The following is a 26,742-nucleotide window of genomic DNA, read 5'->3' on the forward strand; positions in this document are numbered from 1 at the left end:
TCGCCATCGAATCCGGCAGATATTCACGATGGGCAAAAAGGGGGATTGGTCGAGATGACCGACACAGCCGCAGCGGGCGCCGTCAGAGCCTTGACCGCATCGACACAGAGAAACCATCGATCGGAGCGATCCGTGGCCCGGAAAGCTCGGCGGTTCGGGGGCGTTGCCGCGATCGCGACGGCATTCTGCCTTGGGCTCGGCGCAGCCGCCTTTGCGCAGGACGGCGCCGCCCCGGAGAACGCTCCGCCCCCAGCCTCTGACGATCAGGCGACACCGGCACCCGCCACACCGGCCGAGGGCCAATCGGAAGAGGAAGGCGAGCCAGACCCGGAAACCGGTCAGACGCGCGAAGCGCCGAGAGAGGCCGCGCCTCGAGATCCGCAGGCGGCGGCCGAGCCCGGCAAGGCCGTGCCGGAATATCTCGATGTCCTGAAGGGCGAGCAGGCGATGCCGGAGCCCGTGCGCAAGACCTGGGAAGCGCTGCACGAGGCGGCGCTCTCCGGCGATATCGAGCGGCTCAGACCCCTGATCGAGGCGCAGGATCCGGCGCCGGCCTTCGGCTTCGACAATGTCGGCGATCCGATCGAATATCTCAAATCTCTGTCCGGCGATCCGGAAGGCCGGGAGATGCTCGCCATCATGCTGGAAATCCTGGAGAGCGATTTCCTCTATGTCGATCGCGACAGCCCCAATGCGATGTATCTCTGGCCGTATTTCGCGCGCTACCCGCTCGACCGGCTCTCGCCGCAGCAGATGGTGCAGCTCTTCACGCTGATCACGGCCGGCGACTGGCAGGATATCCAGTCCTACGGCGCCTACATCTTCTTCCGTCTCGGCATCAGCCCGGATGGGCGCTGGCATTTCTTTCTGGCGGGCGACTGAGCCCTGGCGCGAGAATAAGGAAGCCCCGCCGGACCTATTGTGCGGGGTTTGCCGCTTTGCCTTTGCGCCAACGCCCGACCGTCTCGGCAAGGAGCGCCCAGGCGCCGACGATGCTGGTATCGAGGCCGAGCCTCTGGCGCACGGCCCATGCGAGCCAGATGGAGCGGATGGTGAGCGCAAGCGTCGTCGCGATCGCGGCCCCGGTGATCCCGAAAGGAATGATCAGGGCGACGTTGAGCACGCCGTTGATCACCACCATCACCACATAGGTCGTCGCCGACAGGTGGCTGAAGCCGGTCATGTTGAGGATGTCCTCGGCCGGCCCGAAGATCGCCCGTGCGACCATGCCGACGGAGAGGATGAGGAGGACGTTGTAGCCTGTCTCGAAGCCGTCACCGAAGAGCTGCAGGAGCCACAGGCCCGTGGTGACGACGAGGACCGTGACACCTGTCGAGGCCACGAAGGTCACGAGACTCACTTCGCGCGTCAGCGTCGTCAGCCGCGCCTGATCGCCTGCCGCATGGCTCGCGGAGAAGAGATGCGCCGAGCCGACGGAGGCCGCATAGGGGATGAAGGCCACCACCTGCACGATGCGCGTCGCCGCGAAATAGATGCCGATCTGGGCCGGGCTCACGAAGAAGGAGAGCACGATCACCGCCATATAGGCGAAGAGGTGGAACATCCCCTGCAAGACGGCGAACGGCGCGGAGCCGATGAACCATTCCTTCGGCCGGTAGGCGCGTGGGCCGGGCGGGACCGTTTTCTTGAGACGGCCGAGGATCTGGTAGGATTGCCAGATGGTCGCCGTCGCCATCGCCAGAATGGTGCAGGCAAAGGCCGTCACGGCGCTCGCTTCGAAGCCGAGCGCCACGGCCGCCACCATATACACGAGAATGAGCGAGTGGCGCAGGATATAGACCGGGAACAAGGCCGGCATCGTCCAGAAATAGGCGCGCCCGACATCTTCCAGATAGGCCTGGAAGCAGCCGAAGGGCATCGCCACCGCCATCAATAAAAGCGGATAGACGTAGGCATTCTCGATCCACGACCCGGCAAAATAGACGCCGAGGGCGAAGAGCACCGCGAAGATGACGGGTGCCGCAAACGACGCTATCCCCGCAAAGCGCAGAAATCCGCGGAGTTGATCGTCCTCGCCGGTCTCGCGCAAAGCCGCCACATAGCGCACTGGCGAATCGCCGAAGCCCAATGTGCTGATCGCGCCGAAGACGAGAAGCCAGACCCAGGTGAAGGCGAAGATGCCGTATTCGAACTGCCCCATCAGGCGCGCCAGAACGACCTGGGTTCCGTAAGCGAGAACGGCGTTCGCGACACGCAGGGCAAGAGCGATCAGAGAGGCGCGGCGCGCGCGAGCCCGTTCATCGCTGTTGGCGAGGACATTGCGGGCAAGCGCCAGGAAGCCGCGCACACGGCCTGCCGGCATCTCCTGATCAGGAATCAATGCGAGAGCTCCCGCTGGTGGTTATCCACTCCTTAGCAGATCCGTTGCATTTGCAGAGAAAGCTCACGAAACGGAGTTAAGAACGCCTTGAAACAATCCCGCTTCGTCTGACGCTTCAGGCCGAAGCCCAGAACCGCACCGGCTCGCCCATCGAGGCCGTGGTGATCTCGCCCTCCCACATCACCCGCCTGCCGCGGATGATCGTTCCGACCGGGGCACCCGTGATCGTCTTGCCGTCATAGGGCGTCCAGTTGGACCGCGAGCCCATCGACGCGTTGGTGATCGTCGTCTCCCGCTTCAGATCGACGAGGGTCAAATCGGCGTCGTAGCCCACCGCGACGCGGCCCTTGCCACGAATGCCGAAGAGCCGCGCCGGACCGGCACTCGTCATGTCCATCAAGCGCAGAAGCGAAAGCCGCCCCTTTGCGGCATGGTCGAGCATGACCGGCAGAAGCGTCTGTACACCCGGCATGCCCGAGGGCGAGGCCGGATAGACCGCAGCCTTTTCCTCCAGAGTGTGCGGGGCATGGTCGGAGCCCAGAATGTCGGCCGTGCCGTTTTCCACACCCTTCCACAGCGCCGCACGATGTTCCGCCCCGCGCACCGGCGGGTTCATCTGCAAGAGCGTGCCGAGACGGCCATATTCCTCCGCCGACAGCGTCAGATGGTGCGGCGTCACCTCGATCGAGGCGACATCCTTATGCGCGGCGAGAAAGGCCATCTCCTCGGCCGTGGAGACATGCAGGATATGGATCGCCGCGCCGGTGCGCCTGGCGATCGCAACGAGCCTGCGGGTGGAGGAAAGCGCCGCCTCCACATCACGCCAGACGGGATGGCTCGACGGGTCGTTCTCGCGCCGCTCGTCGAGCCGCGCCTTCAGCCGCATCTCGTCTTCGCTGTGGAAGGCGGCACGGCGGCGGGTGTTCCTCAAGATCGCCTCGACGCCCTCGTCGTCGGCCACGAGAAGATCGCCGGTCGAGGAGCCCATGAAGACCTTGATGCCGGCCGCGCCCGGCAGACGCTCCAACTCGGCCACATCCTTCGCATTGGCATGGGTGCCGCCGACCCAAAAGGCGTGGTCGCAATGCATGCGCCCGTGCGCCCGGGCAAGCTTGTCGGCCAGCATTTCCGCGGAGGTCGTCAAAGGCTTGGTGTTGGGCATTTCGAAGACGGCGGTGACGCCGCCGAGCACCGCCGCGCGGGAACCCGTTTCCAGATCCTCCTTGTGTTCGGCGCCCGGTTCGCGGAAATGCACCTGCGTGTCGATGACGCCCGGCAGAATGTGCAGACCGGTTGCGTCGATGACTTCGCCGGCGTCGGCGCCGGAAAGGTCGCCGAGTGCGGCGATGCGACCGCCCTTCACGCCGATGTCGCGTGGGCCGATGCCGTCGTGGTTGATGAGGATCGCGCCACGGACGAGAAGATCGAAGTTCTGAGCCATGCTCGCTGCTTGCCAATTGCCGGCTTTGAACGCAAGCAGGATTGCCCCCGCACCGCATACGCCTTAGCTGAGTGTCGAGGATTTGATCATGCCGCTTGCACGTTTGACCGACAGAGCCGTGGTCCTGGTGAAAGGGCCGGACGCGCACAACCTCCTGCACAATCTCGTCACCTCTTCGATGGACGAGGTGGAGAGCGCGGGTATCGCCTATGGCGCGCTCCTGTCACCGCAGGGCAAAATTCTCTTCGACTTCCTCATCCATCGCCGGGGCGAAGATTTTCTCGTCGATCTCCGGTCCGAGGAGGCGGATAATTTCGTCAAGCGGATGACGCTTTACCGTCTGCGCGCCAAGGTCGAGCTGTCTCGCGCAGACGACCTCTCCGTCTTTGCCGAGTGGAGTGACGGCGATGCAGCATCCGAGGCGCCGGCAGATCCAAGACTGGCCGCGCTCGGACGCCGCTTCGCCGCCGCGCCTGAGAGCGTCTCTGCCGATGCCGATCTTGCCGCCTATCATGCCCACCGCATCGCCTGCGGCATCCCCGAAGGCGGCATCGATTTCGTCTTCGGCGATACCTTTCCCCACGATGCGGCGATGGACAGCCTTCACGGCGTCTCCTTCCAGAAGGGCTGCTATGTCGGGCAGGAGGTCGTCTCGCGCATGCAGCATCGCGGCACGGCCCGGCGGCGCATCATTGCGATCGAGGCGGTCGAAGACGACAGTCCCCTCCCCGAAACCGGTGCGGAGATCATGGCCGGCGAACGGGCCATCGGTCGCTTCGGCTCGTCTGCCAACGGCAAAGGCATCGGCCTTGTCCGCCTCGACCGGCTCGCCGAGGCCCTGGAGCAGGATCTCCCCGTCTCGGCCGGCCGCATCACCGTGACGGCGAAACTGCCCGAATGGGCGACCTATTCCTGGCCGTCCACGGGAACGGGGACAGAGACCGGCGGGACTTCGAACAATGGCTGACCGGGCAAACGCCCCTGCGCGCGCCTGGCAGCGGATGCTGTCGGGCCGCCGGCTCGATCTTCTCGACCCCTCGCCGCTCGACGTCGAACTCGGCGACATCGCGCATGGGCTTGCGCGCGTCGCGCGCTGGAACGGCCAGACGCGGGGCGACCATGCCTATTCGGTGGCACAGCATTCGCTTCTTGTGGAGGCCCTGCTGGCCGAGTTGAAACCCGAGATCACCGCGGAGGAGCGTCTTTTCGCTCTCCTCCACGACGCGCCGGAATATGTCATCGGCGACATGATCTCGCCCTTCAAGGCGGTGCTGGGCGAAGACTACAAGGGCGTGGAGCGGCGTCTGCAGCATGCCATCCATCTGCGCTTCGCCCTTGCCGCCGATGTCGAGCCGAAGCTTCACCGCATGATCAAGAAGGCCGATCAAACGGCTGCCTATTGGGAGGCGACGCGCCTTGCGGGGTTCCAGGAGAAAGAGGCGCGGCGCTTTTTTGGCGATCCGTCTCTCAATCCGGACGAGAACCTCCTCGATCCCTGGCCCGCCACCGAAGCAGAGCGCCGCTTCCTGGCCCGTTTTGCCGAGATCGAGGCCCTGACCGAGACCCTGCCGCGCGCAAGGACCGCCTGAGAAAATGCCGGAAATCTACGTCTGCCCGCTGTCGAAGCTTGCGGCGACCGTCGAACAGAGTGGCGCCCGCCACATCGCCACCTTGATCAATGCCGGCACCGAGGTGCCGCGCCCGGAAAGCGTGCCGCAGGACAACCACCTCTTTCTCGGCTTCAACGACATTTCCGAAGCCATGCAGGGCATGACCCTACCGGCCCAGGAACATGTCGGGCGCTTTCTCGATTTCGTGGAAGCCTGGGATCGGACGACGCCGCTCGTCGTGCATTGCTGGGCGGGCATCAGCCGCTCCACCGCCGGCGCCTTCATCGCCTTTTGCGCGCTGCGTCCGGATGTGAGCGAAGATCTCGTCGCGAGACGCCTGCGCCAGCGTTCGCCGCAGGCGACCCCCAACCGTCGTCTCGTCGCCCTCGCCGACGCCTATCTGAAGCGGGACGGACGCATGATTGCGGCGATCGAAGCGATCGGCCGCGGCGCCAACGCGTTTGAAGGCAATGTCTTCTCCCTCGCCATCGACGAATGAGCATTCGCTCGCTCCCGCCTCCGAGACGGGGGCCGAGGGCGGCGCGCGCATCGAAGTCGGCCTCAACGCCGCCATCGTTGCCGTCGACCGGCTGACGCCGCTCATCCTCGTCGTGCGGCCGGGGGAAGCGGAGGGCGAGGACGGACTGCCCTTCGGACCTTTCGACCCGGTCGAGCACCGCACCATGGAGATCGGGCTCCGCGCCTGGGTGGAGGAGCAGACGCGCCTCAAGCTCGGCTATGTGGAGCAGCTTTACACGTTCGGCGATCGCGGGCGCCATGCAAGGCGCGGCGATCTCGGCCCGCATGTGATGACCATCGGCTATCTGGCGCTCACCCGCCGCCTGGAAGACGATGAAACGGCGTTGCGCGAATCCGGCGCGCAATGGCGCCCCTGGTACGCCTATTTTCCCTGGGAGGATTGGCGCCAGGGCCGGCCTGCCATTCTCGATGCCGCGATCGAACCCTTGCTGAAGCGGTGGTGTGCGATGGCTCCCGCGGCGGAACGGCCGGATCGGCCGCTTGCACGCCAGGAGCGGGTGAAAATCGCTTTCGGCTGGGATGGCCTCCCCTGGGACGAGGAACGCGTCCTGGAGCGCTACGAACTCCTTTATGAGGCGGGGCTGGTGCCGGAGGCTGGGCGCGACGGGCGCCAGAGTGCCGCCTTATGGGAAGATCTGCCGCGTCTCGGCCGACCCATGCGCTTCGACCACCGCCGCATCCTCGCCACGGCCATCGGGCGCCTGCGCGGCAAGCTGAAATACCGGCCGCTCATTTTCGAGCTCATTGCCGATTCCTTCACTCTCACCGAATTGCAAAAGGTTGTGGAAGCGATTTCCGGGCGACATCTGCACAAACAGAACTTTAGGCGGCTTGTGGAACAGACACGAGTCGTGGAACAAACCGGCGAAACCAGCATCTCAACAGGGGGCCGACCGGCCGCCCTTTTCCGGTTCAGGCGAGATATCATGAAAGAGGGTGCCATGGGCGGATTGCGACTGCGAGCTCGGCTATGAGAGATGTCCTTCTGCTCATTCGCCACGGCCAGACGGACTGGAACCTGGAAGGCCGCTTTCAGGGCGCGCGGGAAGTTCCGATCAATGCCGTCGGCCGCGAACAGGCACGGCGCAACGGCCGGGTGCTGCCCTCGCTTCTCGGCGAGCATGACTGGCAGTTCGTCGCCTCGCCGCTCGGGCGCGCGCAGGAAACGATGCGCATCATTCTGGAAAACGCCGGCAGGCCCGACCAGCCTTTCGTCACGCACGATCCGCTCAAGGAAGTCTGCTTCGGGGCATGGGAGGCGCGCACGCTCAAAGAGCTTCGCGAGGCAGACCCCGAGGCCGTCGCGACCCGCAAACGCGACAAATGGAATTACGTGCCTCCGGAGGGCGAGAGCTACGCCATGCTCGCCGAGCGGTTCGGCGAATGGTTCAAGACGCGCCAGGGCCGCCAGGTGATCGTGGCGCATGGCGGCATCACGCGGGTGGCGCTCCATCTCCTTTCGGGCATGCCGTCGGCCTCCGTGCCGCAATTCTTCATTCCGCACGACCGGATCATCGCCATCTTCGACGCCAAAGCGCTTGTAATCTGAGGTCGCAGACCCTTCTATCGGCCGCCAAAACCTTCTAGAAACGGCCCTGTCCAGCCGGGGCGCCAAGAAGCGCAGATGTCTCACAATTCCTTCGGTCAGCTTTTCCGCATCACCACCTGGGGCGAAAGCCACGGCAAAGCGATCGGCTGCGTCGTCGATGGCTGCCCGCCGGGAATTCCGATCACGGAAGCGGAAATCCAGGCCGAGCTCGACCGCCGGCGGCCGGGACAATCACGGTTCACGACGCAGCGGCAGGAACCGGATCAGGTCAAGATCCTCTCCGGCGTCTTCGAGGACGATCGCACCGGTGGGCCCGTCACCACCGGCACGCCGATTTCGCTCCTCATCGAAAACGTCGATCAGCGCTCACGCGATTATTCCGAAATTCGCGACCGCTACCGGCCGGGCCACGCCGATTACACCTACGACGTCAAATACGGTGTGCGCGATTATCGCGGCGGGGGCCGGTCCTCGGCCCGCGAAACGGCGATGCGGGTCGCAGCCGGAGCGATCGCCCGAAAAATCCTGCCGAACGTCACGATCCGCGGCGCGCTCGTTGAGCTCGGTGGCATCGCGATCGACCGCGACCGCTTCGACTGGGCGGAGACCGCCAACAATCCCTTCTTCTCGCCCGATGCGGAAGCGGCCGAAAAATGGGCCGCCCATCTCGACGAGATCCGCAAGTCCGGCTCCTCGGTCGGGGCGATCGTGGAGGTCGTGGCTGAAGGCGTGCCGGCCGGCATCGGCGCCCCGATCTACGGCAAGCTCGACCAGGATCTCGCTTCGGCGATGATGTCGATCAACGCGGTGAAGGGCGTCGAAATCGGCAACGGTTTCGAAGCGGCGCGCATTCGCGGCGAGGAAAACGCCGATCCGATGCGCGCCGGCAATGACGGGCGGCCGCGTTTTCTGTCCAACAATGCCGGCGGCGTTCTGGGCGGCATTTCCACCGGACAGCCGGTGGTCGTGCGCTTCGCCGTCAAACCCACCTCTTCCATCCTGACGCCGGTGCCGAGCGTAACGGCGACGGGCGAAGAGGTCGACGTCTTCACCAAAGGCCGGCACGATCCCTGTGTCGGCATCCGTGCTGTGCCGGTGGGCGAGGCCATGATGGCGCTCGTCCTTGCCGACCATTATCTCAGGCAAAGAGCCCAAAGCGGCAGTCAGATATAGATATGAGCGAACAGGTTGGAAAAGTCGCGGAGGCGATACGCGCCTTCGAACGCGGCGAAATTGTCGTCGTCACCGATGACGACGACCGCGAGAACGAAGGCGATCTCTTCGTCGCCGCGGTCCATTGCACGGCGGAGAAGATGGCTTTCATCATCCGCCATACGAGCGGCATCGTCTGCGCGCCGCTGCCGCGCGACATGGCGGAGCGGCTGCGCCTCGATCCGATGGTGAGCGCCAACGACGCGCCGCTCAACACGGCCTTCACCGTTTCCGTCGATTTCCGTCACGGGCTCACCACTGGCATTTCGGCGGAAGAGCGCACGGCGACCGTGCGGGCCCTCGCCAATGCCAATACCGGCGCCGCCGATTTCGTGCGTCCGGGCCACGTGTTCCCGCTTCTTGCACGCGACGGCGGCGTTCTCGTCCGCTCCGGCCACACGGAAGCCTGTGTCGATCTCTGCAAGCTCGCAGGCCTGCCGCCCGTCGGCGTCCTCTCCGAGCTCGTCAATGACGACGGCACCGTGGCGCGTGGCGAAGAGGTGCGGGCTTTCGCCGAAAAGCACAATCTCGTGCGCGTCTCCGTTGCCGACCTCATCGCCTGGCGGCAGCGCAACGAGAAGCTCATCGAGCGCGTCACCGAACAAAAGATCTCCACGCCTGCCGGCCCGGCGACGGCCTACAGCTTCGTCACCCCGCTCGATCCCATGGATCATCTCGCGGTCGTCTTCGGCGATATCCGCGACGGGAAGGGAATTCCGGTTCGCCTGCATCTGGAATCCGTCCTCGACGACGTCTTCGGCACCAAAAAGATGCTCGACGACGTGATGCAGGATTTCGCCAGGCGCGGCCGCGGCGTCATCGTCTATCTGCGCGACGGTTCCGTTGGCGTCGCACGGCAGTCACGGCGCATGCGCGACATCGAGGGCGGCGAGGCCCACGCTTCGGCGGAAGGCCGCAAGGAAGCCTGGCGGGAAGTCGGCCTCGGCGCACAGATCCTGCGCGATCTCGGCGTGCACTCGATCCGGCTGCTCGCGACGCGCGAGCGCCATTATGTCGGCCTCAAAGGCTTCGGCATCGAGATCGAAGATACGGAAATTCTCGACGGCTGACGTATCGGCCGGCGTTTCGGGTCTCAGACGACGGGCCTGCGGGGATAGCGCCGCGGGCTCGTTTTCCTGAGAATACGCCCGAGGCGCCCGGCGCGACGCTCCAGAAAGCCGACGCCGCGATCGAAAAGCGGCGCACGGATGCGCACGCCCGTGACGAGGCGGGTGGCCGAGCGGCTCGAGGCCACGATCAGAACGAGCGACAGCGCAAAAAGCGGCGCGCCGAGGGGGATCGGTGTCGCGATGAAGGCGACGCCGACGATGAAACAGAGAAACGCCAGGAACAGGATCGAAACACGCCGCATCAGCTCGGCCGTTCCTTACGAAACTCCATGACCTTGGAGAAGAAGGCGTTGCGGCTTTCCTTGAGGACGAGCCCGTGCGGCGCGAAAATGCGCGCCAGATCTTCCTTGAGGTAGCCCTGGTAATAGGGCTCGTGGAAGAGCTGCGGGAAGACTTCCAGAATCCCGTCATAATCCGGCGCGTCGCCCGTCTGCAGCGAATCGACCAGAACGAAGGTGCCGCCCGGCTTCATCACGCGGGCGATCTCTTCCGCCACCTGGCGGCGCACCTTCGGCGGCAGTTCGTGGAAGAGATAGATGGCCGTCGCGACGTCGAGGCTCGCATCGGCGAGCGGCAGCGCTTCGGCCTTCGCGACGGACGGTCTCAGCGTCGCCACGCGGCCGATATGGCGGCGCGTCTCGTTCAGGTAGGATTCCGACAGATCGGTCGCAAAAAGCGGCAGCCGCGGATAGGCCCCACGCAGCTCCGCCGTGAACCGGCCGGTGCCGCAGGCGATGTCGGCGGCCAGACAGGCGCGTTGATCACGGCCCTTCAGAGCGTTGGCGACCGGCACGAGCGCCTGACGGCGCATTGCACCGGCGGCGCCCGAGAAGAGAACTTCCACCTGCATATCGTAGAGACGGGCGGATTCCTCGGTCATCCAGCCGCCGCTCTGGAAGTGGAAGTTCTGCATATAATAGCGCGGCCGGCGACCTTCGAAGGTGGCCCCGATCTCCTGGTGAGCGCCCTCGCGGCGGCGACGCGCGACCTCCGGCACATCCGCGAAAAAACGCGCGCGAGGTCGCGACGAGCTGGCGGAAATCCGCTTCTTCGTCGTCCGGCAGAGGGTAGAGGCCGGCGCGCGCATTGGCATAATCGCGGGCCAGGAGCGCCGCCACGTCGCGCAACAGCTTGCCCATCGAAGGAACCGGGGTGGAAGGCGTCTGGACACGCGGCGTCGCCTCGGGATGGCGCGCTGCAATCCGGCGCACCATGCGGCGCATCACAAGGCCATGGCCGGTGTACCAGGCGACGCGCGCACCCTGCGTCGCCGCATAGCGCATTCCGCTTGTCCAATCCTCTATCGACACAGACGCCATGAACCTCTCCTGAAACAGAAATGGGGTGCGCGAGCGCGGAAGTCGAGCGCTATTCGCGTTCCAGGAGAGCGACTGCTTCCGTCTCCGCTGAATAGACGAATTGGTCGATCGGAGTCACTGATTTTAATCGATAACCGCCATCCACCAGAATGCGCAGATCGCGCGCGAGGCTGGCCGGATTGCAGGACACGAAGGCAACGCGTGCGACCTTCGAAGCGGCGAGGCTTTCCGCCTGCGCCCGCGCCCCATCCCAGGGCGGATCGAGAATGACGGCGTCGGAGCGGGACAGCTCGTTGGGCGCCAAGGGAAAGCGCAAGAGATCGCGGGCGAGCGTCTCCACCGGCTTAAGCCCCTCGGCTCCGCGCACGGCATTGGCGAGTGCGGCAAGCGCCGCTCCTTCGGCCTCGACGGCCGTCACCCGCGCCGTGCGGCCGGCGATGAAGGAAAACGTCCCGAGCCCGGAGAAGAGATCGGCGACACGCTTTGCGCCCGCGCAATGTTCCGCAACGAGCCTCCCCATCGCCGCTTCGCTCTCGCGGCAGGCCTGAACGAAGGCACCGGGTGGGGGTGAAACGTTGACGCCCCCGACCTCGAGCTGCGGCTCTTCGAGCTGGAACAAAATATCGCCGTCGACGACGAGGCGGGCGACGCCCTGTCCCGCCAGAAGCTCGGCGATGCGCGCCGCCGCGGCGGCCGGCACGGCGCCGGCCCCCTCGCCTGCGATATCGAGCCCGGACCGCGTCTCCAGAACGGTGAGACGAAGCTCGCGTTTGGGGCGGGCGAGGATCTGCGCCAGGCGGCGCAGAAGCGGCAATGCGGAGACGATCGCCGGACGGACGACGAGACATGTCGTCAGATCGACGATGCGCCGCGAACCGCGTTCATGAAAGCCGAAGAGGATTTTTCGCCCTGCGAGCGTCGCCGAGAAGACGGCACGGCGCCTGGCACCGAGCGGTGCGCCGAAGGCCGGGCGGATTTCCGTCTCAAGGCCGCTCTTGGCGAGCGCGTCGACGACGAAGCGACGCTTCAGGAGGCGCGTCTCCTCGATCGGCAGCATCTGCAGCGCACAGCCGCCGCATCCTCCCTGCTGCGCGCCGAGACGCGGGCCGAAATGCGGACAGGGCGCCGCGACCCGGTCCGGCGCGGCTTCCACAATCTCGACGGCTTCGGCCCGCCGGCCGCGGCGCTCGACGCGCACGCGCTCGCCCGCGAGCGTGTAGGGGACGAAAAGCGGTCCTTCCGGCGTCTCCGCGACGCCGTCGCCGCGATGGCCGATCCGGTCGATGTCGACAATGTCACTCACGCCAGGCCCCAAGGCAGAATTCCTGGTTGCCGTCGCCTCCGGTGAAGGGCGCCGGACAAAGCCCCACCGCGCGCCAGCCGAGCCGTCCCTCGAGCCAGCCTTTCAGCGCCTCGGCGGCGCCGTCTGCGGCCTTTCGGTCGCGGACGATGCCCCCGCGCCCGAGTGCCTCGCGGCCGAGCTCGAATTGCGGCTTGACCAGAAAGACACCCCAGCTCCCGGGCGCGGCGAGTTCCAACGCCGGCGGCAGGGCAAGCCGGAGCGAGATGAAAGAGAGATCGGCGGTTATCGCCTGCACGGAATGTCCATCGAGATGCGCCTCTGAGAGATTGCGGGCGTTGACCCCTTCGACGAGCTGCACGCGCGGGTCGCCCGCAAGGCTTTCATGCATCTGGCCGTGGCCGACATCGATGGCGACGACATGCTTTGCGCCTCTTTCCAGAAGGAGCTGCGTGAAGCCGCCGGTCGACGCGCCGAGATCAAGGACCGTCCGGCCTTCGGGCTCGAAGCCGAAAGTGTCGAGCCCGGCCTTCAACTTCATGGCCGCGCGCGACACATAGGCGGCGGCGGGATCGCCGATCGCCAGGGCCGCATCCGCCGTCACCGGAGTTGCGGGCTTCAGCGCCGTTTCGCCGTTCACCGTCACCGTCCCCCGGCGGATCGCGTCGCGGGCGCGGGCGCGGCTCGGCAAAAGTCCGGCCGCGACGACCGCTTCATCAAGACGAAGACGCGCGCTCATCCGGCCGTCCCCATGACGGCTGGCCAGCTGGCGCCCGCTTTGGCGAAGGCCGGCCTGGCGACAAACGAGAAAGCTTCAATGGAAAACGAAATCAGCGAGCACAAGCTCATGAGCGAGCAGCGTATAGGGTTCGTCGGGGTGGCCGCCGAATATCATGAAAAGCAGTGCAAGCGCAGTCAGAATGCACGCAATCAGCAGTGAAACCCAGAGCCGCATCCGGAACCTCGCCCATTACGGGAATCTTCTCAAATTCGGAAGCGGCTGCCTATCGGACACAAAGCCGCCGCCTGAAGCGAGATCCGGTTCTTTGACCCTCATTTCTGGCTGTAGGGACGCCAATAAAAATGCAACCCATCGGTGTATATTCAAATCATAATATGAGATCGCCTCGCTCCCCTTCGTCTCGGCCAGGCGATGGCCGCGACGCACAGAGCTCCAAGCTCATAGCCTCGCAACGATCCGTGGGGCGTCGTGTCGAGGGCGCCTTTCACCGCGGGACAAAAGCGACATATGGTTGCCGGCCGACCGCGTGAAGACAGATACGAAGACCCCAGTTTCGCGAGGGATGCGCATGGACCTGCAGGAAATTGCCGCCTTTTATCGCGCCTATATCGACTGCCTGAACCGGCAGGATTGGGAGGATCTTCACCTCTACGTCAGCCGCGATGTCCACTATAACGGCAAGTCGCTCGGTCTGCATGGGTACGAGGCCATGCTCGTGGAAGACCACAGATCGATCCCTGATCTCTATTTCAAAATCGAGCGTCTCGTTTGCGACCCCCCGATGATCGCAAGCCGGCTGTGGTTCGACTGCACGCCGGCCGGAACACTGTTCGACCTGCCGGTGAACGGCAAGCGCGTGCAGTTCAGCGAGAATGTCTTCTACGAAGTCGAGAACGGACGGATCCGGAATGTCTGGTCCGTCATCGACAAGGCAGCCGTCGCCGCACAACTCTCCGGCGCCGAGTCCAGTCTGGGCGAGGGCACGTAGGGGCCGCCACATGGGCCAGGAGCTTCGATCTTTTCGGCAGGCACCGACGCCTTGCGGAACTTCGCGCCGGAGATCGTGTTGGACAGCCCAGGACGAAACCCCAAAGGGAGACCCGATATGCGACTTCTCGCCGTCGCCGCCTGCGCCCTCATGGCAAGTACCGCAATGGCCCCGGCCCTCGCACAGAACGTCTCACAAGACAGCACCTATTCGGGATCGATCACCGGCAAGGACGGGACGATCGGCGAGGCACATCTGACGGATACGCCCAACGGTGTGCTCCTGCAGCTCGTCATCAACGAGGGTGCGCTCGAGCCCGGCGTGCATGCCCTGCATTTCCATGAAACCGGCGATTGTTCGGACGCACCCGACTTCAAGAAGTCCGGCGGCCATTACAACCCGACCGACGCCAAGCACGGCATCATGACAGAAGGCGGCATGCATGCCGGCGATATGCCGAACTTCGAGGTCGTCGACGGCCAGGCAACGAAACTCGACGTGTTCAACACGCGCGTGCGCTTCCACGACGGCGACGCGCCGCTGATGGATGACGACGGCTCTGCCCTGATGATCCATGCCGGGGCCGACGATTACGGAAGCCAGCCTTCGGGCGATGCCGGCAGCCGGGTCGGCTGCATGGTGATCGACGACGAGCAGGCCCAGCAGTAAGGGCGCACGACAAAAAGGCGCGGCGATCTCTCCGCCGCGCCTGTCTCGCCCATTCTGGATAGAAGCGAGGCCCGGCCTATCCGCCGGGCCTTTTTCGTCAGGCGCGGGCCGCCTCCGGCACGTCGCGGCCAAGGGCGTGGAAGACACGCGCCACGATCGCATTCGCGTCGAGCTCGCAGGCCGCGTACATCACTTCGGGCTTGTCGTGGTCGATGAAGCGGTCAGGGAGCGTCATGGTGCGGATCCGCGCCCCCTCCTCCAGCTTGCCGGCATTGGCGAGGAAGGAGAGCACACGGCTGCCGAAGCCACCGTCCGATCCCTCCTCGATCGTCACCACGACCTCATGCTCGCGGTGCAGCCGCAGCACGAGATCGGTGTCGAGCGGCTTGACGAAGCGGGCATCGGCCACCGTCGTCGAAAGACCGCTGCGCTCCAGCGTCTCGGCCGCCGAGAGAGCCTCCACCAGCCGTCCGCCGAGCGACAGAATCGCAACCTTGGTGCCTTCCTTGAGGATACGGCCGCGACCGATCTCGAGGATTTCGCCACGCTCAGGCATCTCCACGCCACGTCCCTCGCCGCGCGGATAACGGAAGGCCATCGGGCCCTCGTCATAGGCGACGGCGGTGCGCACCATGTTGCGGAGCTCGGCCTCATCGCCGGCCGCCATCACCACCATGTTCGGAAGACACGACATATAGGCGACGTCATAAGCGCCGGCATGCGTCGGCCCGTCTGCGCCGACGAGACCGGCGCGGTCCATGGCGAGACGCACGGGCAGGTTCTGGATCGCCACGTCGTGGACGACCTGATCGTAGGCGCGCTGCATGAAGGTGGAATAGATCGCCGCAAAAGGCTTCATGCCGTCGGCGGCGAGCCCGGCCGCAAACGTCACGGCATGCTGCTCGGCGATGCCGACATCGAAAGTCCGCTCGGGGAACTCCGATTGGAAAATGTCGAGACCCGTGCCGGCCGGCATTGCCGCCGTCACCGCCACGATCTTGTCGTCTTCCTTCGCCTCCTGAACGAGGCTCGTCGCGAAAACCTTCGTGTAGGACGGGGCGTTGGAGCGACCCTTGGCCTGTTCGCCGGTGATGACGTTGAAGCGCGAGACGCCGTGATATTTGTCGGCGGAAGCCTCCGCCGGTCCATATCCCTTGCCCTTTCGGGTCACGACATGGACCAGAACCGGCCCCTTGTGCCCGTCGCGCACATTGCGCAGGACCGGCAGGAGATGGTTCAGATTGTGGCCGTCGATCGGGCCGACATAATAGAAGCCAAGTTCTTCGAAGAGCGTGCCGCCGGTCCAGAAACCGCGGGCATATTCTTCCGCGCGCCGGCCTTTTTCGTGCAGGAGATCGGCCAGCGGAAGCCGCTTGGCGAGCTGCTTGGCCGCGTCGCGCAGAGACAGATAGGCCTGACCGGAGACGAGACGCGCGAGATAAGCGCTCATCGCACCGCTCGGCGGAGCGATCGACATGTCGTTGTCGTTGAGAATGACGATCAGCCGGGAGCCGAGATGCCCCGCCTGGTTCATCGCCTCGTAGGCCATACCGGCCGACATCGCCCCATCGCCGATGACGCAAATGACGTTGAAATCCTCATCCTGCAGATCACGCGCCACGGCCATGCCGAGGCCGCCGGAGATCGAGGTCGAGGAATGCCCGGCGCCGAACGGATCGTAGGCGGATTCCGCCCGCTTGGTGAAACCGGAAAGACCGCCGCCCTGGCGAAGAGTGCGGATACGGTCGCGCCGACCCGTCAGGATCTTATGCGGGTAGCATTGATGCCCCACATCCCAGATCAGCTTGTCGCGCGGCGTGTTGAAGACCCGGTGGATGGCCACGGTGAGCTCTACGACGCCGAGGCCCGCCCCGAGATGGCCGCCGGTCACAGACACGGCGTCGATCATTTCAAGACGCAATTCATCGGCAAGCTGGCGCAGATCGCGATCGCTCAGGCGGCGAAGATCTTCCGGAGATTTGATCTGGTCCAGAAGTGGCGTGTGAGGAGTAGTGTCAGACATGACATCCTACGGATGCAGGAAAAACGAGTTCAGACCTTAGCCATTCGAGGCCTTTGGCGCAAATCGTAAGACGCCGCAAGCGACGCCGCGACGCGGCAAAAAGCAATGGCGGCGTCAGCAATTACTCGGCATCGAGGGGAACCGTGCCGGCCGCATTGCCGTCGCTGCCGGCCCGGATCTTCTCCACCCGCTCTTCAGCCTGCGACAACAACGTTTCGCAACGTTTCTTCAGCTTCTCGCCCCGCTCGTAAAGCGCCACCGAGCGCTCCAGCGGCACCTCGCCGCGCTCCAGGTCCGTTACGATCTTCTCAAGTTCGGCAAGCGCGGTCTCGAAAGACATCGTTTCGATCGCGTCGCTCTTGTCGTCATTCATCAAGCTGCCTCATGCGCTCATCAACATGCGGATATGGGCGGCGGCGGAGACCGCCAGACCGCGCAGATCGTATCCGCCCTCCAGCACCGAGACGAGCCGGCCGCCGGCATGGTCATCGGCCAGATCCATCAGCTTGCCGGTCGCCCAGGCGAAATCCTCATGCTCGAGATTGAGCTCTGCCAGAGGATCGCGGTGATGGGCGTCGAAACCGGCCGAGATGATGATCAGGTCCGGGGCGAAATTCTTCACCGAAGGCAGGATGCGTTCGTTGAAGGCCTGGCGAAAATGGTCGCTGCCGTCGCCTGCGGCAAGGGGGGCGTTGACGATATTGCCGACGCCGGTTTCCGAGCGCGCGCCCGTGCCGGGATAGAGCGGCATCTGGTGCGTGGAAGCGTAAAGCACGCTGGGGTCGGACCAGAAAATGTCCTGGGTGCCGTTGCCGTGGTGGACGTCCCAATCGACGATGGCCACGCGCTCCAGCCCATGCTGTTTCTGAGCATAGCGCGCCGTCACAGCCGCGTTGTTGAAGACGCAAAAGCCCATGGCGGTGTCGTTTTCCGCATGATGCCCGGGCGGGCGGATCGCGGCGAAGGCATTGTTCACCTCGCGCGACACCACCGCATCGACGGCGCGGCAGATGGCGCCGATACCCCGCAGACAGGCATTCCACGAGCCGGGCGACACGACGGTGTCGGCATCGATGCTGGCGAGCCCCACCTCCGGAATGGCGCGGTGCACGCGGTCGACATATTCCTGAGGATGCGCGAGAGCGGCGACATCCTTGTCCCCGAGCGGAGCCTCTTCGCGCAGGAGAGAGGAAAACGCCTCATGATCGAGCGCCGCATGCAGCGCTTTCAGGCGATCCGGCCGCTCCGGATGTCCCGGCGCGGTCAGATGGTCGAGGAAGTCGGCGTGATGAAGGAGAAGTGTCGTCACCAGCAAGCTCTAGCAGGGCCGTGCGGCCAAGTCATGGGGGCGTAACATTTCCGCCAAGGTTGCATCGGACGCAACGACCATTTTGGATGACGCCCGCTCAACCGGAAGAGGCGGGGCCAGGCCGCGGCGCCGCCGCGCGGCGCAGGCGGTCGGCGATCGCCTCGCCGAGACCGTGTGCGGGGATCGGCGCGACGGCGATCACCGCCGCCCCGCTTTCATCGAGCGCATGAAGGTCGGAGAAAAGCCGTGAAGCCGCTTCGACGAGGTCGCCGGTGACGCTCAAATTCCGGCTCACGACGGCCGCAGCGGCGTTTTCCGGGGCCTTTTCCCCGAAAGCGAGAAGCGCCTCGCCGGCTTCGACGCGCGTCGCATTCAACCGCAGAGCGGCCCGCGGGGCATAATGGCTCGCCAGCATTCCGGGTGCTTCCACATGCGCGCCAGGTGCGAGACGCCGCAATCTGCGGTCGAGAAGCTCTTCTATCGCCTCCGCCGCCAAACCGCCCGGACGCAGAAGCCGCGGCCCTTCGTCGCTGATTGCAACGATGGTCGATTCCAACCCTACCGTGCACGGGCCGGCATCGATGACGGCATCGATTCGATCGCCAAGCTGTTCAAGAACATGGCCAGCACGCGTCGGACTCAATTGCCCCGAGCGATTGGCGCTCGGCGCGGCGAGCGGCCGCCCGAAGCGGGCGATGAGTTCGGCCGTCGGTCCTATCGGGCGCCGCAAAGCAATACTCTTCTGCCCCGCCGTCACCAGCGGATGCACGACGGGCTCGCCCGCAAGCGGCCCACCGGACGGAACGGCCAGCGGCACAACCAGTGTCAGCGGCCCCGGCCAGAAATGCGCCGCCAGACGGAGCGCATCGCCCTTCAGTTCGCCGCAGCGGCCCGCCATCGCGGTATCGGCCACATGCGCGATCAACGGGTTGAAGCGCGGCCTGCCCTTGGCTTCGAAGATCCGCGCCACTGCCTCGCCATTGGTGGCGTCCGCCGCCAGCCCGTAGACGGTTTCCGTCGGAATCGCGACGAGACCGCCAGCCCGCAGAATGTCCGCTGCCTCGGCAAGAAGCTCGTCGTTGCCGGTTTCCTGCCAGAGCAGTCTTTTGGCGTACATTCCACTCCATCGCTTGATTGCAGCTTACGTCAACGGCACATAAGGCGGTGCTGCCGATTTGGATCGCGCGCGCTGCCTGCTCCGTCAAGTCAGCGCCGTGTCGAAGCTTTAAAATTGGTCGAGCCAAACGAGACGAGTTCAGGGGGAAACCGACAAATGCCCCAGGGAGGAGCCTGATGTATCGCGCACCCGTTGCCGAGATCGCCTTTACGCTCAAGCATGTCATCGGCCTGTCGCCGGCCATCGAGGCCGGCCATCTGGGCGAGCTGAGCGGCGACCTTCTGGACGCCATTCTGGAGGAGGCGGGCCGTTTCGCTTCCGACGAGATCGCGCCCCTCAATAAGATCGGCGATCAGCGTGCGTCGACCTACGACAACGGCGGCGTGACATTGCCGGAAGGCTGGGCGAAGACCTATTCGGCCTGGTGCGAGGCCGGCTGGAACGCGCTGTCGGGACCGGAGGAATTCGGCGGACAGGATCTGCCCGTGTCGCTCGCGGTCGCAGCCTTCGACATCTGGAACTCCGCCTGCGCGGCCTTCGCGCTCGGCCCGACCTTGACCGTCGGCGCGGTCGAAGCCCTCAAGCTGCACGCCACCGAAGAGATCAAACAGCGCTATCTCGCAAGGCTCGTCTCCGGAGAGTGGACCGGCACGATGAACCTGACGGAGCCGCAGGCCGGCTCCGATCTCGGAGCGCTCCGCTGCCGCGCGGAACGGCGCGACGACGGCACCTACCGCCTCTTCGGGCAGAAGATCTTCATCACCTATGGCGAGCACGATATGGCCGGCAATATCGTCCACACCGTGCTGGCCCGCCTTCCGGACGCACCCGCAGGCACCAAGGGCATCTCTCTCTTCCTGGTGCCGAAATATCTCGTCAACGAGGACGGCTCGCTCGGCGCGCGCAACGACGTCTTCTGTGCCGGGATCGAACACAAGCTCGGCATCAACGCCTCTCCGACCTGCACGATGCTCTACGGCGACGGCCATTACGGCGACGAGCCGGGAGCCGTCGGCTATCTCATCGGCGAGGAGAACCGCGGCCTCGCCTGCATGTTCACGATGATGAACAATGCCCGTCTCATGGTCGGCATCCAAGGCGTGGGCGTCGCTGAACGCGCGCTTCAGGAAGCTGCCGCCTATGCGCTGGAGCGGCGCCAGGGCAAAGCCCCCCATGCGCCGAAAGACGGCGAGATGAGCCCCATCGTCGAGCACCCGGACATCCGCCGCACGCTTCTCGCGATGCGCGGGCTGACCCAGGCGAGCCGCGCGATCTGCTATGCCTGTGCGCATGCGATCGATCTGGCGGAAGCCGGTGCACCCGGCCCCGAGACGAACGGCGACGGCAGGCGCTTCTGGAACGAACGCGCGTCTCTCCTGACGCCGATTGCCAAGGCGTTTTCCACCGATTGCGGCGTCGATGTCGCCTCCATGGGCATCCAGGTTTATGGCGGCATGGGCTATATCGAGGAGACGGGAGCGGCCCAGCATCTGCGCGATGCCCGCATCTTCCCGATCTACGAGGGCACCAACGGCATCCAGGCGATCGATCTCCTCACGCGCAAGCTGCCGCAATCGGACGGCGCCTGCGTGCGCGCCTATCTCGAGGAGCTCGCCGCGATCGCCGAGGCCGCGCGTGCGTCCAACCGCGACGAAATGGGAAAGATCGGCGAGCGGGTGGCCGCCTCGATCGCGCATTGCCGTGCGGCGAGCGAATACCTCCTCCAGGAGATGGCCGAAGGCCGGATGGAAGGCGCCTTGTGCGGTGCCACTCCCTATCTCAGGCTCTTCGGCCTGACGGCCGGCGGCGCCTATCTCGCGCAAGGGGCGATCTCCTCCGATCCGACCGAAAGCGAGGCGGACCGGCTCAGGATCGCCACGGCGCGCAGCTTCTGCGAGCGGCTCTGTCCGCAGACCGAGGCGCTGCTGGCGGAGATCAAGGAAGGCGGCCAGTCGGTTCTCCAGGTGCCGGCGGAAACACTTGCGAGCTTCCAGTGAAACGAGCCCCCTCAATGACATCCGGCCCGGAAGGGCGAAGCAGGAAGGATTTATGAGCGACATCGTCATCGAAGACCGCCCGACGGAGGGCAACGGTCTCATCCGCATCATTCGCCTCAACCGGCCGCAGAAGAAGAACGCGCTGACGACCGCCATGTACCACGAGATGGTGAAGGCGCTGCGCGGTGCGGCCGAAAACGAGGAGATCGCGGCCTGCGTGTTTCTCGGCCACCCGGGCACGTTCTGCGCCGGCAACGACATCGCCGATCTCGTGCGCGTGTCGGGCGGTCAGGGCATTGCGGAAGACATCCTCAATTTTCTGAAAGAGCTCGCCATCAGCGACCGCCCGCTGATTGCCGGCGTCGACGGCCTCGCCGTCGGCATCGGCACGACGCTCCTCATGCATTGCGACTACGTCGTCGCGTCGGAGCCGAGCACGTTTCGCACGCCCTTCGTCGATCTCGCCTTGGTGCCGGAGGCCGCGTCGAGCCTGCTCGCACCCCGCGTCATGGGCCATCAGAAGGCTTTCGAGCTCCTGGTCATGGGGGCATCTTTCAGCGCCGAGGACGCGGCGATCGCCGGCCTCGTCAACCGCACGGTGCCGGACGGTGCCGCCGAAGAGGCGGCTCTTGCGGCTGCAGCCCGTCTCGCCGCCAAGCCCCGGCAGGCGATGCTCGCCTCGCGGCGGCTCCTGCGCGGCAATGGCGAAGACGTCATGGCGCGCATCGACAAGGAGGCCGCGCTCTTTTCAAAGCGGCTGCAGAGCGCGGAGGCGCAGGCCGCCTTCGCCGCTTTTCTCAATTCATAAGAGCTTCAGGGAGAAACGAATGCCCAGGATTTTTTCGACCGAAGGCGGCTGCTCATGAGCCTTTCCGGCAAGACGCTGTTCATCACCGGGGCCTCGCGCGGCATCGGCCTCGCCATCGCCCTCAAGGCCGCGGCCGATGGTGCCAATGTGGCCGTCGCCGCCAAGACGGCACGCCCGCATCCGAAACTCGAAGGCACGATCTTCACGGCTGCCGAAGCCATCGAGAAGACCGGCGGCAAGGCGCTGCCGCTCGAAGTCGACATCCGCGAGGAGGCGGCCGTCAAGGAGGCGGTGGCGAAGACGGCCGAGACCTTCGGCGGCATCGACATCGTCGTCAACAACGCCTCCGCCATCCAGCTGACGAAGACGCCCGACACCGAGATGCGCCGCTTCGACCTGATGCATCAGGTCAACACGCGCGGCAGCTTCCTCGTCACCAAGACGGCGCTGCCCTTCCTGGAGAAGGCGGAGAACCCGCACGTTCTCATGCTGTCGCCGCCGCTCGACATCACCGAGAAATGGTTCGCGCCGCATGTCGCCTATTCGCTGGCGAAATACGGCATGAGCCTTTGCGTTCTGGGCTTTGCCGGCGAATTCCGTCCGAAGGGGATCGCGGTCAACGCGCTGTGGCCGCGCACGACCATCGCCACGGCGGCCATCAAGAACGTCGTCGGAGGAGACGCGATGATGCGCGCCTCCCGCAAGCCGGACATCCTGGCGGACGCGGCCTGGCGCATCTTCCAGAAGCCGTCACGTGACTTCACCGGGAATTTCCTGATCGACGACACGTTTCTGGCCGGCGAAGGCGTCAGCGACTTCGATCAATACCGGGTCGATCCGACGGTCGCTCTGCAGCCGGATTTCTTCCTGCCGGCGGACAGCCAGCCGCCGGCCTCTTTGAAGCCGGTCGGCTGACACTCATCGTCTCTCAGATGATCCCGTGAAGAGGACTCAGGCGGAGGCTTTGCGCTCCGCCTTGGTCGCACGCCACTTCTTCATCAAAGCTTCCAACTCCGCATCATGCGTCTCCGGCAGCGTGATGCGGAGGGACACGAGAAGGTCGCCGCGCCCGCCCGTGGACGTCGGAAGGCCTTTGCCTTTGAGCCGCATCACCCGCCCGCCGCTCGTCTGCGGCGGCACAGTCAGGCTCACATTGCCTTCGATGGTCGGAACCGTCGCCTTGCCGCCGAGGACGGCATCCTCCAGCGAAACGGCGACGTCCGTCCTCAGATCGGAACCGTCCACCTTGAAGCGCGGATGCGGTACGAAACGCACGGTGATCCGCGCATCGCCCGAAGGCCCGCCCTGCGGCGAAGCATAGCCCTGGCCGCGGAGGCGGATCACCTGACCGTCCTTCACGCCTTTCGGCAGGGTCAGCGCCACGTCGCGCCCGTCGGGCAGCGTCACGGTGGGCTTCTTCCCGGCCACGAGGTCTTCCAGCGTCACCGCGACTTCAGCCTTCAGGTCGGTGCCTTTCGGCGGCTGCGCCGAAGCGCCTGCCCGCCGTCCCGCGCCAGCCTGGGGGCCGGCCCCCTGCGCACCACCGAAGGCGCCGAAGATGGAATTCAGCACGTCTTCCTCATCCATCCCGCCCGTATGCGTGGCGCGAGGCCCGCGGCCTCCGCTGGAAAACCGGAAGCTGCGCGCACGTCCGCCGCCGCCGCCCCGGCCGAAGCTTGAAAAGATATCGGAAAAACTGCGTGGGTCGAAGTCAGCATTTTGCGCACCACCGCCGGCAAAACCCTCGAAGCCGGCAAAGCGAGGCTTGCCCTCGGCATCGATCTCGCCGCGGTCGAACTTCTCACGCTTGTCCTTGTCCCCTAGGATCTCGTAAGCGGCATTGACCTCGGCGAACCTCTCGGCCGACTTCGGGTCGCCGGCGTTGTGGTCCGGATGGTTGGCCTTGGCCAGCTTGCGGTAGGCGCGCTTGATCTCGGCGGCGCTCGCCGTGCGTGACAGACCCAAGACATCATAGGGGTCGCGCATGGATCTCCTTTCCCGATTTGGCATAACGTACGGCCAAAATATGGGAACGGCACGTTGAAAATGCCACTGTCGCCCGCACGCCTAACTCGGCTCGGTCGCGAGAGCCTCCATTTGCACGACGCCGCTTGTCTGGTCCTTGCACAATGTGCCGCCGAATCGGTGGACCCCGCCGACGCTCGTCACCGTGGCTTCGATGTCGCGACAGGTGCGGGTGGCGTTTTGCGAGATCTGCGACAGCGGCCGCACCTTGCCGGCCGAACCGGTGACCTCGTTGATCCAGTCGATACCATCCTTCGGCAGCGTGTCGATGCCGGCGATCCCGGCCGTCTGGCCGATTCGTGCGGCATCGGAATACGACAATGCCTCCGGCAGCGGCTCCTGCACGACGACGGCAGGTCCGATCGAACCGGTGGTGATCGCGGGGCTTTCATCGGCGCGACCGCCGAAGGGTATCGTAATGGAGCCGCAGCCTGCGAGGCTGACCGAGAGCAAGGCAGCCAGCACCGTTTGCTTCTGGAGGAGCGGGCCTTCACCGTGGTAGGGGCTGATACGCGACACTGATAACCGACACCAAAATGACTCTTCCGCGAAAAGATGCCCCCTCAGAGTTAACAAGCGGTGACTTTACCGCCTACGGCGATCCCTTTTCCCTCTTCGGAGATTGGATGCGCGAGGCGACCGCTTCGGAGCCGAACGATCCCAATGCCGTCGCCGTGGCAACCGCCGATGAGACGGGGCTGCCGGACGTGCGCATGGTGCTTCTCAAGAGCTGGGACGAGCGCGGTTTCGTGTTCTACACCAACCTTGAAAGCCGCAAGGGCGAACAGCTCGCGGCCAATCCCAAGGCGGCGATGTGCTTCCATTGGAAGTCGCTCGCCCGGCAGATCCGCATCCGCGGCAATGTCGAGGCGGTGTCCGACGAAGAGGCCGACGCCTATTATGACAGCCGGCCCCGAATGAGCCGGATCGGTGCCTGGGCAAGCCGCCAGTCGCGCCCTCTCGAAAGCCGCTTTGCGCTGGAAAAGGCCGTGGCGACCGAGACCGCCCGCTTCGGCACCGGCAAGGTGCCGCGGCCGCCCTTCTGGAGCGGCTTTCGGCTGGTGCCCGTCCAGATCGAGTTCTGGGACAACGGCGCCTTCCGTCTGCACGACCGGATTCGGTTCACCCCGCACGAGAATGGCTGGCAGAAGCAACGGCTCTATCCCTGATCGCGCCTCAGGCACGCGCCTCCAGATAGAACAGATGCGTGCCGATCTGGCCGGTCTGCTTCAACCGGTTCGCCCAGCCGGGTGCCACGTAATCGGCGTGATAGTGCGTGGACTGCCAGAGAGGCCCTTTCCAAAGCCCCTTGGAGCCACAGCCCTTCCTGCACGCCAGCAACCACTTGGCGCGGCGCCGGACATCGCGCCAGCTCTTCTTGTCGGCGACAAGATCGGGCTTGCCGTCACAGGCGAAAGAGAACTGGCAGCGATTGCGCTTTTCGGCATTCTGAAAGACCACGCCACAGATCGTGTCGGGATAATGCTTGTCCTTGACCCGGTTGAGGATCACACGCCCCACCGCGAGCTGTCCCTTGGCGGTCTCGCCACGTGCTTCGAAATAGAGCGCCTTGGCGAGACATTCGCTCGCCGACTTTGACGGCATCTCCGACGCATCCGCATGCTTGCCCGCAGGGCCCACAGAAACCGGCCTCGGTTGAGGCAACGGGCCGTCGTAAATCTCCGCCGCATGCGCATGGCCCGCGGCGAGCAGCGTTGCACCAAACAGAAGCGCAGCCGCACCCCGTGCCGCGCCTTCGAAGGCGCGCCCGATATATCCCATCATTTTCCCTTTGCCGCGTGGGCGGGGTCAAAGCCCCGCTCTCTTCCCGGAGGTGCGCTTCGCGGAGAAGTTGGGCGACAATGCGGAACGGATAGGGAGATTTCCGGACGGGCTTAAGCTTCGGACAAGGCTTGCGAATCCGGATTTTGGGGCAATGCGCCCCCGGCTCAGGTGGAGATTGGGAGAATGACCTCGTGCTGACGGCCGAAAGGAAGGGCGCGAGAAAGCCCGTAATAGGCGAAGAAAACCGCCCCATCGGCTTCAAGTCCTTCATCCTCCACGAAATCTTCCAGCATCACGCGATTGATGCCGAAGGCGGCAGGCTCCGTCGAAGAGAAACGAAGAACGGCGACGCGTTGCGCCGGCACCGAGATGACCCGCAGGCGCGGGTCGGCGCTTTCGAAGCCGGAATCACCTCCCCGCGCCGCAATGAGAGGCAGACGGACGGACCAGCGCCCATGGGCGAAATCGGCACCGTCCCCATCGGCCCCGTTTGAACGCAGGGATTGCATCACCGGGTCGAGAAGCACGGCCCGCTCCTGCCCGTCTCTGTCCACCGTGCTCAGACGTTCGAAGGCCCGCTGAAGCGCGTCTTCGCGACCACCGTAGAGAGACATCTCCAAGGCATGAAAAGCCGGATAGTCGCGGATTTCATAATCGCCGTCGCGGTAAATGACGCGCCCGCGGAGCATCGGACGCCGCGGGATGATGCGCTCGATCGCATAGGCGCCGAGGCCGAGCCCCACCAGCGCCGCCCCCAAGATCAAAGCGGGCCCGGCCTTGCCGGACCCTGCTCGTTCCACGGATGGAGGCTCGCTGCGAGCCCGGCGGGAGAGGTCC

At 65.2% G+C, this 26,742-nt stretch carries 29 protein-coding genes; 15 read left to right on the forward strand and 14 right to left on the reverse strand.

What is annotated here, in order from left to right; genetic code table 11:
• The first annotated feature begins 132 nt into the window (after window positions 1-132).
• Window positions 133-882, forward strand: a complete 750-nt coding sequence (locus ACK8CP_RS11725; RefSeq protein ID WP_414831902.1) for a hypothetical protein — start codon at window positions 133-135, stop codon at window positions 880-882.
• Between the two features lie 34 nt (window positions 883-916).
• On the opposite strand, the gene ACK8CP_RS11730 is transcribed toward ACK8CP_RS11725, so the two are convergent.
• Together ACK8CP_RS11730 and ACK8CP_RS11735 are read right to left on the reverse strand one after the other, a co-directional pair.
• Window positions 917-2,341, reverse strand: coding sequence for a polysaccharide biosynthesis C-terminal domain-containing protein (locus tag ACK8CP_RS11730; RefSeq protein ID WP_414831903.1), 1,425 nt, complete (start codon window positions 2,339-2,341; stop codon window positions 917-919).
• A gap of 115 nt (window positions 2,342-2,456) precedes the next feature.
• Complete coding sequence (locus ACK8CP_RS11735) at window positions 2,457-3,782, reverse strand: dihydroorotase (RefSeq protein WP_234629482.1); 1,326 nt, start codon at window positions 3,780-3,782, stop codon at window positions 2,457-2,459.
• Between the two features lie 88 nt (window positions 3,783-3,870).
• Here ACK8CP_RS11735 and ACK8CP_RS11740 point away from each other — a divergent pair, with 88 nt between their 5' ends.
• The 7 genes from ACK8CP_RS11740 (at window position 3,871) to ribB (ending at window position 9,763) form a co-directional block, all read left to right on the forward strand.
• Window positions 3,871-4,749, forward strand: a complete 879-nt coding sequence (locus ACK8CP_RS11740; RefSeq protein WP_414831904.1) for a YgfZ/GcvT domain-containing protein — start codon at window positions 3,871-3,873, stop codon at window positions 4,747-4,749.
• Window positions 4,742-5,371 (forward strand): HD family hydrolase, encoded by a 630-nt coding sequence (locus ACK8CP_RS11745; RefSeq protein ID WP_234629484.1) that lies wholly within the window; start codon window positions 4,742-4,744, stop codon window positions 5,369-5,371. The genes ACK8CP_RS11740 and ACK8CP_RS11745 overlap by 8 nt, the downstream gene beginning before the upstream one ends.
• A gap of 4 nt (window positions 5,372-5,375) precedes the next feature.
• Window positions 5,376-5,891 carry a tyrosine phosphatase family protein gene (locus tag ACK8CP_RS11750; RefSeq protein ID WP_414831905.1) on the forward strand — a complete coding sequence of 172 codons (516 nt, stop codon included), beginning with the start codon at window positions 5,376-5,378 and terminating at the stop codon, window positions 5,889-5,891.
• On the forward strand, window positions 5,863-6,906 hold the full coding sequence (locus ACK8CP_RS11755; RefSeq protein ID WP_414831906.1) for an NUDIX hydrolase: 1,044 nt from the start codon (window positions 5,863-5,865) through the stop codon (window positions 6,904-6,906). The genes ACK8CP_RS11750 and ACK8CP_RS11755 overlap by 29 nt, the downstream gene beginning before the upstream one ends.
• Window positions 6,903-7,481: a histidine phosphatase family protein gene (locus tag ACK8CP_RS11760; RefSeq protein ID WP_414831907.1), complete on the forward strand. Its 579-nt coding sequence runs from the start codon at window positions 6,903-6,905 to the stop codon at window positions 7,479-7,481. The genes ACK8CP_RS11755 and ACK8CP_RS11760 overlap by 4 nt, the downstream gene beginning before the upstream one ends.
• Before the next feature lie 75 nt (window positions 7,482-7,556).
• The gene (gene aroC / locus ACK8CP_RS11765; RefSeq protein ID WP_234629488.1) at window positions 7,557-8,654 is read left to right on the forward strand and encodes a chorismate synthase; all 1,098 of its coding nucleotides are present in this window, start codon (window positions 7,557-7,559) and stop codon (window positions 8,652-8,654) included.
• Window positions 8,655-8,656: 2 nt separating this feature from the next.
• Complete coding sequence (gene ribB / locus ACK8CP_RS11770; RefSeq protein ID WP_414831908.1) at window positions 8,657-9,763, forward strand: 3,4-dihydroxy-2-butanone-4-phosphate synthase; 1,107 nt, start codon at window positions 8,657-8,659, stop codon at window positions 9,761-9,763.
• Window positions 9,764-9,786: 23 nt separating this feature from the next.
• Here ribB and ACK8CP_RS11775 read toward each other — a convergent pair whose 3' ends face one another.
• From ACK8CP_RS11775 to ACK8CP_RS11790, 4 genes are all read right to left on the reverse strand, one after another.
• The gene (locus tag ACK8CP_RS11775; RefSeq protein WP_234629490.1) at window positions 9,787-10,065 is read right to left on the reverse strand and encodes a hypothetical protein; all 279 of its coding nucleotides are present in this window, start codon (window positions 10,063-10,065) and stop codon (window positions 9,787-9,789) included.
• Window positions 10,065-10,910: a class I SAM-dependent methyltransferase gene (locus ACK8CP_RS11780; RefSeq protein WP_414831909.1), complete on the reverse strand. Its 846-nt coding sequence runs from the start codon at window positions 10,908-10,910 to the stop codon at window positions 10,065-10,067. The genes ACK8CP_RS11775 and ACK8CP_RS11780 overlap by 1 nt, the downstream gene beginning before the upstream one ends.
• A 281-nt stretch (window positions 10,911-11,191) precedes the next feature.
• Window positions 11,192-12,445 (reverse strand): class I SAM-dependent RNA methyltransferase, encoded by a 1,254-nt coding sequence (locus ACK8CP_RS11785; protein WP_414831910.1) that lies wholly within the window; start codon window positions 12,443-12,445, stop codon window positions 11,192-11,194.
• A complete protein-coding gene (locus ACK8CP_RS11790; RefSeq protein ID WP_414831911.1) occupies window positions 12,438-13,181 on the reverse strand; it encodes a TlyA family RNA methyltransferase in 744 nt (247 codons plus the stop codon). The genes ACK8CP_RS11785 and ACK8CP_RS11790 overlap by 8 nt, the downstream gene beginning before the upstream one ends.
• Before the next feature lie 12 nt (window positions 13,182-13,193).
• On the opposite strand from ACK8CP_RS11790, the gene ACK8CP_RS11795 reads away from it, so the two are divergent.
• The 3 genes from ACK8CP_RS11795 to ACK8CP_RS11805 all read left to right on the forward strand — a co-directional run bounded on the left by ACK8CP_RS11795 (window position 13,194) and on the right by ACK8CP_RS11805 (window position 14,841).
• On the forward strand, window positions 13,194-13,382 hold the full coding sequence (locus ACK8CP_RS11795) for a hypothetical protein (RefSeq protein ID WP_414831912.1): 189 nt from the start codon (window positions 13,194-13,196) through the stop codon (window positions 13,380-13,382).
• Window positions 13,383-13,752: 370 nt separating this feature from the next.
• Window positions 13,753-14,172: an ester cyclase gene (locus ACK8CP_RS11800; RefSeq protein WP_414831913.1), complete on the forward strand. Its 420-nt coding sequence runs from the start codon at window positions 13,753-13,755 to the stop codon at window positions 14,170-14,172.
• 117 nt (window positions 14,173-14,289) lie between these two features.
• Window positions 14,290-14,841 carry a superoxide dismutase family protein gene (locus ACK8CP_RS11805; protein ID WP_414831914.1) on the forward strand — a complete coding sequence of 184 codons (552 nt, stop codon included), beginning with the start codon at window positions 14,290-14,292 and terminating at the stop codon, window positions 14,839-14,841.
• Window positions 14,842-14,938: 97 nt separating this feature from the next.
• On the opposite strand, the gene dxs is transcribed toward ACK8CP_RS11805, so the two are convergent.
• The 4 genes from dxs to ACK8CP_RS11825 form a co-directional block, all read right to left on the reverse strand.
• Window positions 14,939-16,864, reverse strand: coding sequence for a 1-deoxy-D-xylulose-5-phosphate synthase (gene dxs / locus ACK8CP_RS11810; RefSeq protein ID WP_414831915.1), 1,926 nt, complete (start codon window positions 16,862-16,864; stop codon window positions 14,939-14,941).
• A gap of 121 nt (window positions 16,865-16,985) precedes the next feature.
• Window positions 16,986-17,237 carry an exodeoxyribonuclease VII small subunit gene (locus tag ACK8CP_RS11815; protein WP_234629498.1) on the reverse strand — a complete coding sequence of 84 codons (252 nt, stop codon included), beginning with the start codon at window positions 17,235-17,237 and terminating at the stop codon, window positions 16,986-16,988.
• 9 nt (window positions 17,238-17,246) lie between these two features.
• Window positions 17,247-18,173: a histone deacetylase family protein gene (locus ACK8CP_RS11820; protein WP_414831916.1), complete on the reverse strand. Its 927-nt coding sequence runs from the start codon at window positions 18,171-18,173 to the stop codon at window positions 17,247-17,249.
• A gap of 97 nt (window positions 18,174-18,270) precedes the next feature.
• Window positions 18,271-19,290, reverse strand: coding sequence for an L-threonylcarbamoyladenylate synthase (locus ACK8CP_RS11825; protein WP_414831917.1), 1,020 nt, complete (start codon window positions 19,288-19,290; stop codon window positions 18,271-18,273).
• A 176-nt stretch (window positions 19,291-19,466) separates the two neighbouring features.
• Between ACK8CP_RS11825 and ACK8CP_RS11830 the strand changes: the two genes are divergently transcribed.
• The 3 genes from ACK8CP_RS11830 to ACK8CP_RS11840 are packed head-to-tail and all read left to right on the forward strand — an operon-like array spanning window position 19,467 to window position 23,010.
• The gene (locus ACK8CP_RS11830; protein ID WP_414831918.1) at window positions 19,467-21,287 is read left to right on the forward strand and encodes an acyl-CoA dehydrogenase; all 1,821 of its coding nucleotides are present in this window, start codon (window positions 19,467-19,469) and stop codon (window positions 21,285-21,287) included.
• 52 nt (window positions 21,288-21,339) lie between these two features.
• Entirely contained in the window at window positions 21,340-22,095 is a 756-nt protein-coding gene (locus ACK8CP_RS11835; RefSeq protein WP_414831919.1) for a crotonase/enoyl-CoA hydratase family protein, read from the forward strand.
• Window positions 22,096-22,149: 54 nt separating this feature from the next.
• Entirely contained in the window at window positions 22,150-23,010 is an 861-nt protein-coding gene (locus ACK8CP_RS11840; RefSeq protein WP_414831920.1) for an SDR family oxidoreductase, read from the forward strand.
• A 36-nt stretch (window positions 23,011-23,046) separates the two neighbouring features.
• Here ACK8CP_RS11840 and ACK8CP_RS11845 read toward each other — a convergent pair whose 3' ends face one another.
• Entirely contained in the window at window positions 23,047-24,081 is a 1,035-nt protein-coding gene (locus ACK8CP_RS11845) for a DnaJ C-terminal domain-containing protein (protein WP_234629504.1), read from the reverse strand.
• A gap of 81 nt (window positions 24,082-24,162) precedes the next feature.
• A complete protein-coding gene (locus ACK8CP_RS11850) occupies window positions 24,163-24,585 on the reverse strand; it encodes an RT0821/Lpp0805 family surface protein (RefSeq protein ID WP_234629505.1) in 423 nt (140 codons plus the stop codon).
• Between the two features lie 71 nt (window positions 24,586-24,656).
• Here ACK8CP_RS11850 and pdxH point away from each other — a divergent pair, with 71 nt between their 5' ends.
• Window positions 24,657-25,289, forward strand: a complete 633-nt coding sequence (gene pdxH, locus ACK8CP_RS11855) for a pyridoxamine 5'-phosphate oxidase (protein WP_414831921.1) — start codon at window positions 24,657-24,659, stop codon at window positions 25,287-25,289.
• A 7-nt stretch (window positions 25,290-25,296) separates the two neighbouring features.
• On the opposite strand, the gene ACK8CP_RS11860 is transcribed toward pdxH, so the two are convergent.
• Together ACK8CP_RS11860 and ACK8CP_RS11865 are read right to left on the reverse strand one after the other, a co-directional pair.
• On the reverse strand, window positions 25,297-25,905 hold the full coding sequence (locus ACK8CP_RS11860; RefSeq protein WP_414831922.1) for a cell wall hydrolase: 609 nt from the start codon (window positions 25,903-25,905) through the stop codon (window positions 25,297-25,299).
• Window positions 25,906-26,069: 164 nt separating this feature from the next.
• Window positions 26,070-26,705: a heme-binding protein gene (locus ACK8CP_RS11865; protein ID WP_414831923.1), complete on the reverse strand. Its 636-nt coding sequence runs from the start codon at window positions 26,703-26,705 to the stop codon at window positions 26,070-26,072.
• Window positions 26,706-26,742 lie beyond the last annotated feature (37 nt).

This window comes from Afifella sp. YEN Y35 (assembly GCF_047553465.1).
Lineage (GTDB): Bacteria > Pseudomonadota > Alphaproteobacteria > Rhizobiales > Afifellaceae > Afifella > Afifella aestuarii.

Coding starts and splice junctions, on each gene's coding strand:
- ACK8CP_RS11735 (WP_234629482.1), bottom strand. CDS start 3,782: ATGGCTCAGAACTTCGATCTTCTCGTCCGTGGCGCGATCCTCATCAAC.
- ACK8CP_RS11740 (WP_414831904.1), top strand. CDS start 3,871: ATGCCGCTTGCACGTTTGACCGACAGAGCCGTGGTCCTGGTGAAAGGG.
- ACK8CP_RS11745 (WP_234629484.1), top strand. CDS start 4,742: ATGGCTGACCGGGCAAACGCCCCTGCGCGCGCCTGGCAGCGGATGCTG.
- ACK8CP_RS11750 (WP_414831905.1), top strand. CDS start 5,376: ATGCCGGAAATCTACGTCTGCCCGCTGTCGAAGCTTGCGGCGACCGTC.
- ACK8CP_RS11755 (WP_414831906.1), top strand. CDS start 5,863: ATGTCTTCTCCCTCGCCATCGACGAATGAGCATTCGCTCGCTCCCGCC.
- ACK8CP_RS11760 (WP_414831907.1), top strand. CDS start 6,903: ATGAGAGATGTCCTTCTGCTCATTCGCCACGGCCAGACGGACTGGAAC.
- aroC (WP_234629488.1), top strand. CDS start 7,557: ATGTCTCACAATTCCTTCGGTCAGCTTTTCCGCATCACCACCTGGGGC.
- ribB (WP_414831908.1), top strand. CDS start 8,657: ATGAGCGAACAGGTTGGAAAAGTCGCGGAGGCGATACGCGCCTTCGAA.
- ACK8CP_RS11775 (WP_234629490.1), bottom strand. CDS start 10,065: ATGCGGCGTGTTTCGATCCTGTTCCTGGCGTTTCTCTGTTTCATCGTC.
- ACK8CP_RS11780 (WP_414831909.1), bottom strand. CDS start 10,910: ATGCGCGCGCCGGCCTCTACCCTCTGCCGGACGACGAAGAAGCGGATT.
- ACK8CP_RS11790 (WP_414831911.1), bottom strand. CDS start 13,181: ATGAGCGCGCGTCTTCGTCTTGATGAAGCGGTCGTCGCGGCCGGACTT.
- ACK8CP_RS11795 (WP_414831912.1), top strand. CDS start 13,194: ATGACGGCTGGCCAGCTGGCGCCCGCTTTGGCGAAGGCCGGCCTGGCG.
- ACK8CP_RS11800 (WP_414831913.1), top strand. CDS start 13,753: ATGGACCTGCAGGAAATTGCCGCCTTTTATCGCGCCTATATCGACTGC.
- ACK8CP_RS11805 (WP_414831914.1), top strand. CDS start 14,290: ATGCGACTTCTCGCCGTCGCCGCCTGCGCCCTCATGGCAAGTACCGCA.
- dxs (WP_414831915.1), bottom strand. CDS start 16,864: ATGTCTGACACTACTCCTCACACGCCACTTCTGGACCAGATCAAATCT.
- ACK8CP_RS11815 (WP_234629498.1), bottom strand. CDS start 17,237: ATGAATGACGACAAGAGCGACGCGATCGAAACGATGTCTTTCGAGACC.
- ACK8CP_RS11825 (WP_414831917.1), bottom strand. CDS start 19,290: ATGTACGCCAAAAGACTGCTCTGGCAGGAAACCGGCAACGACGAGCTT.
- ACK8CP_RS11830 (WP_414831918.1), top strand. CDS start 19,467: ATGTATCGCGCACCCGTTGCCGAGATCGCCTTTACGCTCAAGCATGTC.
- ACK8CP_RS11835 (WP_414831919.1), top strand. CDS start 21,340: ATGAGCGACATCGTCATCGAAGACCGCCCGACGGAGGGCAACGGTCTC.
- ACK8CP_RS11840 (WP_414831920.1), top strand. CDS start 22,150: ATGAGCCTTTCCGGCAAGACGCTGTTCATCACCGGGGCCTCGCGCGGC.
- ACK8CP_RS11845 (WP_234629504.1), bottom strand. CDS start 24,081: ATGCGCGACCCCTATGATGTCTTGGGTCTGTCACGCACGGCGAGCGCC.
- pdxH (WP_414831921.1), top strand. CDS start 24,657: ATGACTCTTCCGCGAAAAGATGCCCCCTCAGAGTTAACAAGCGGTGAC.
- ACK8CP_RS11860 (WP_414831922.1), bottom strand. CDS start 25,905: ATGATGGGATATATCGGGCGCGCCTTCGAAGGCGCGGCACGGGGTGCG.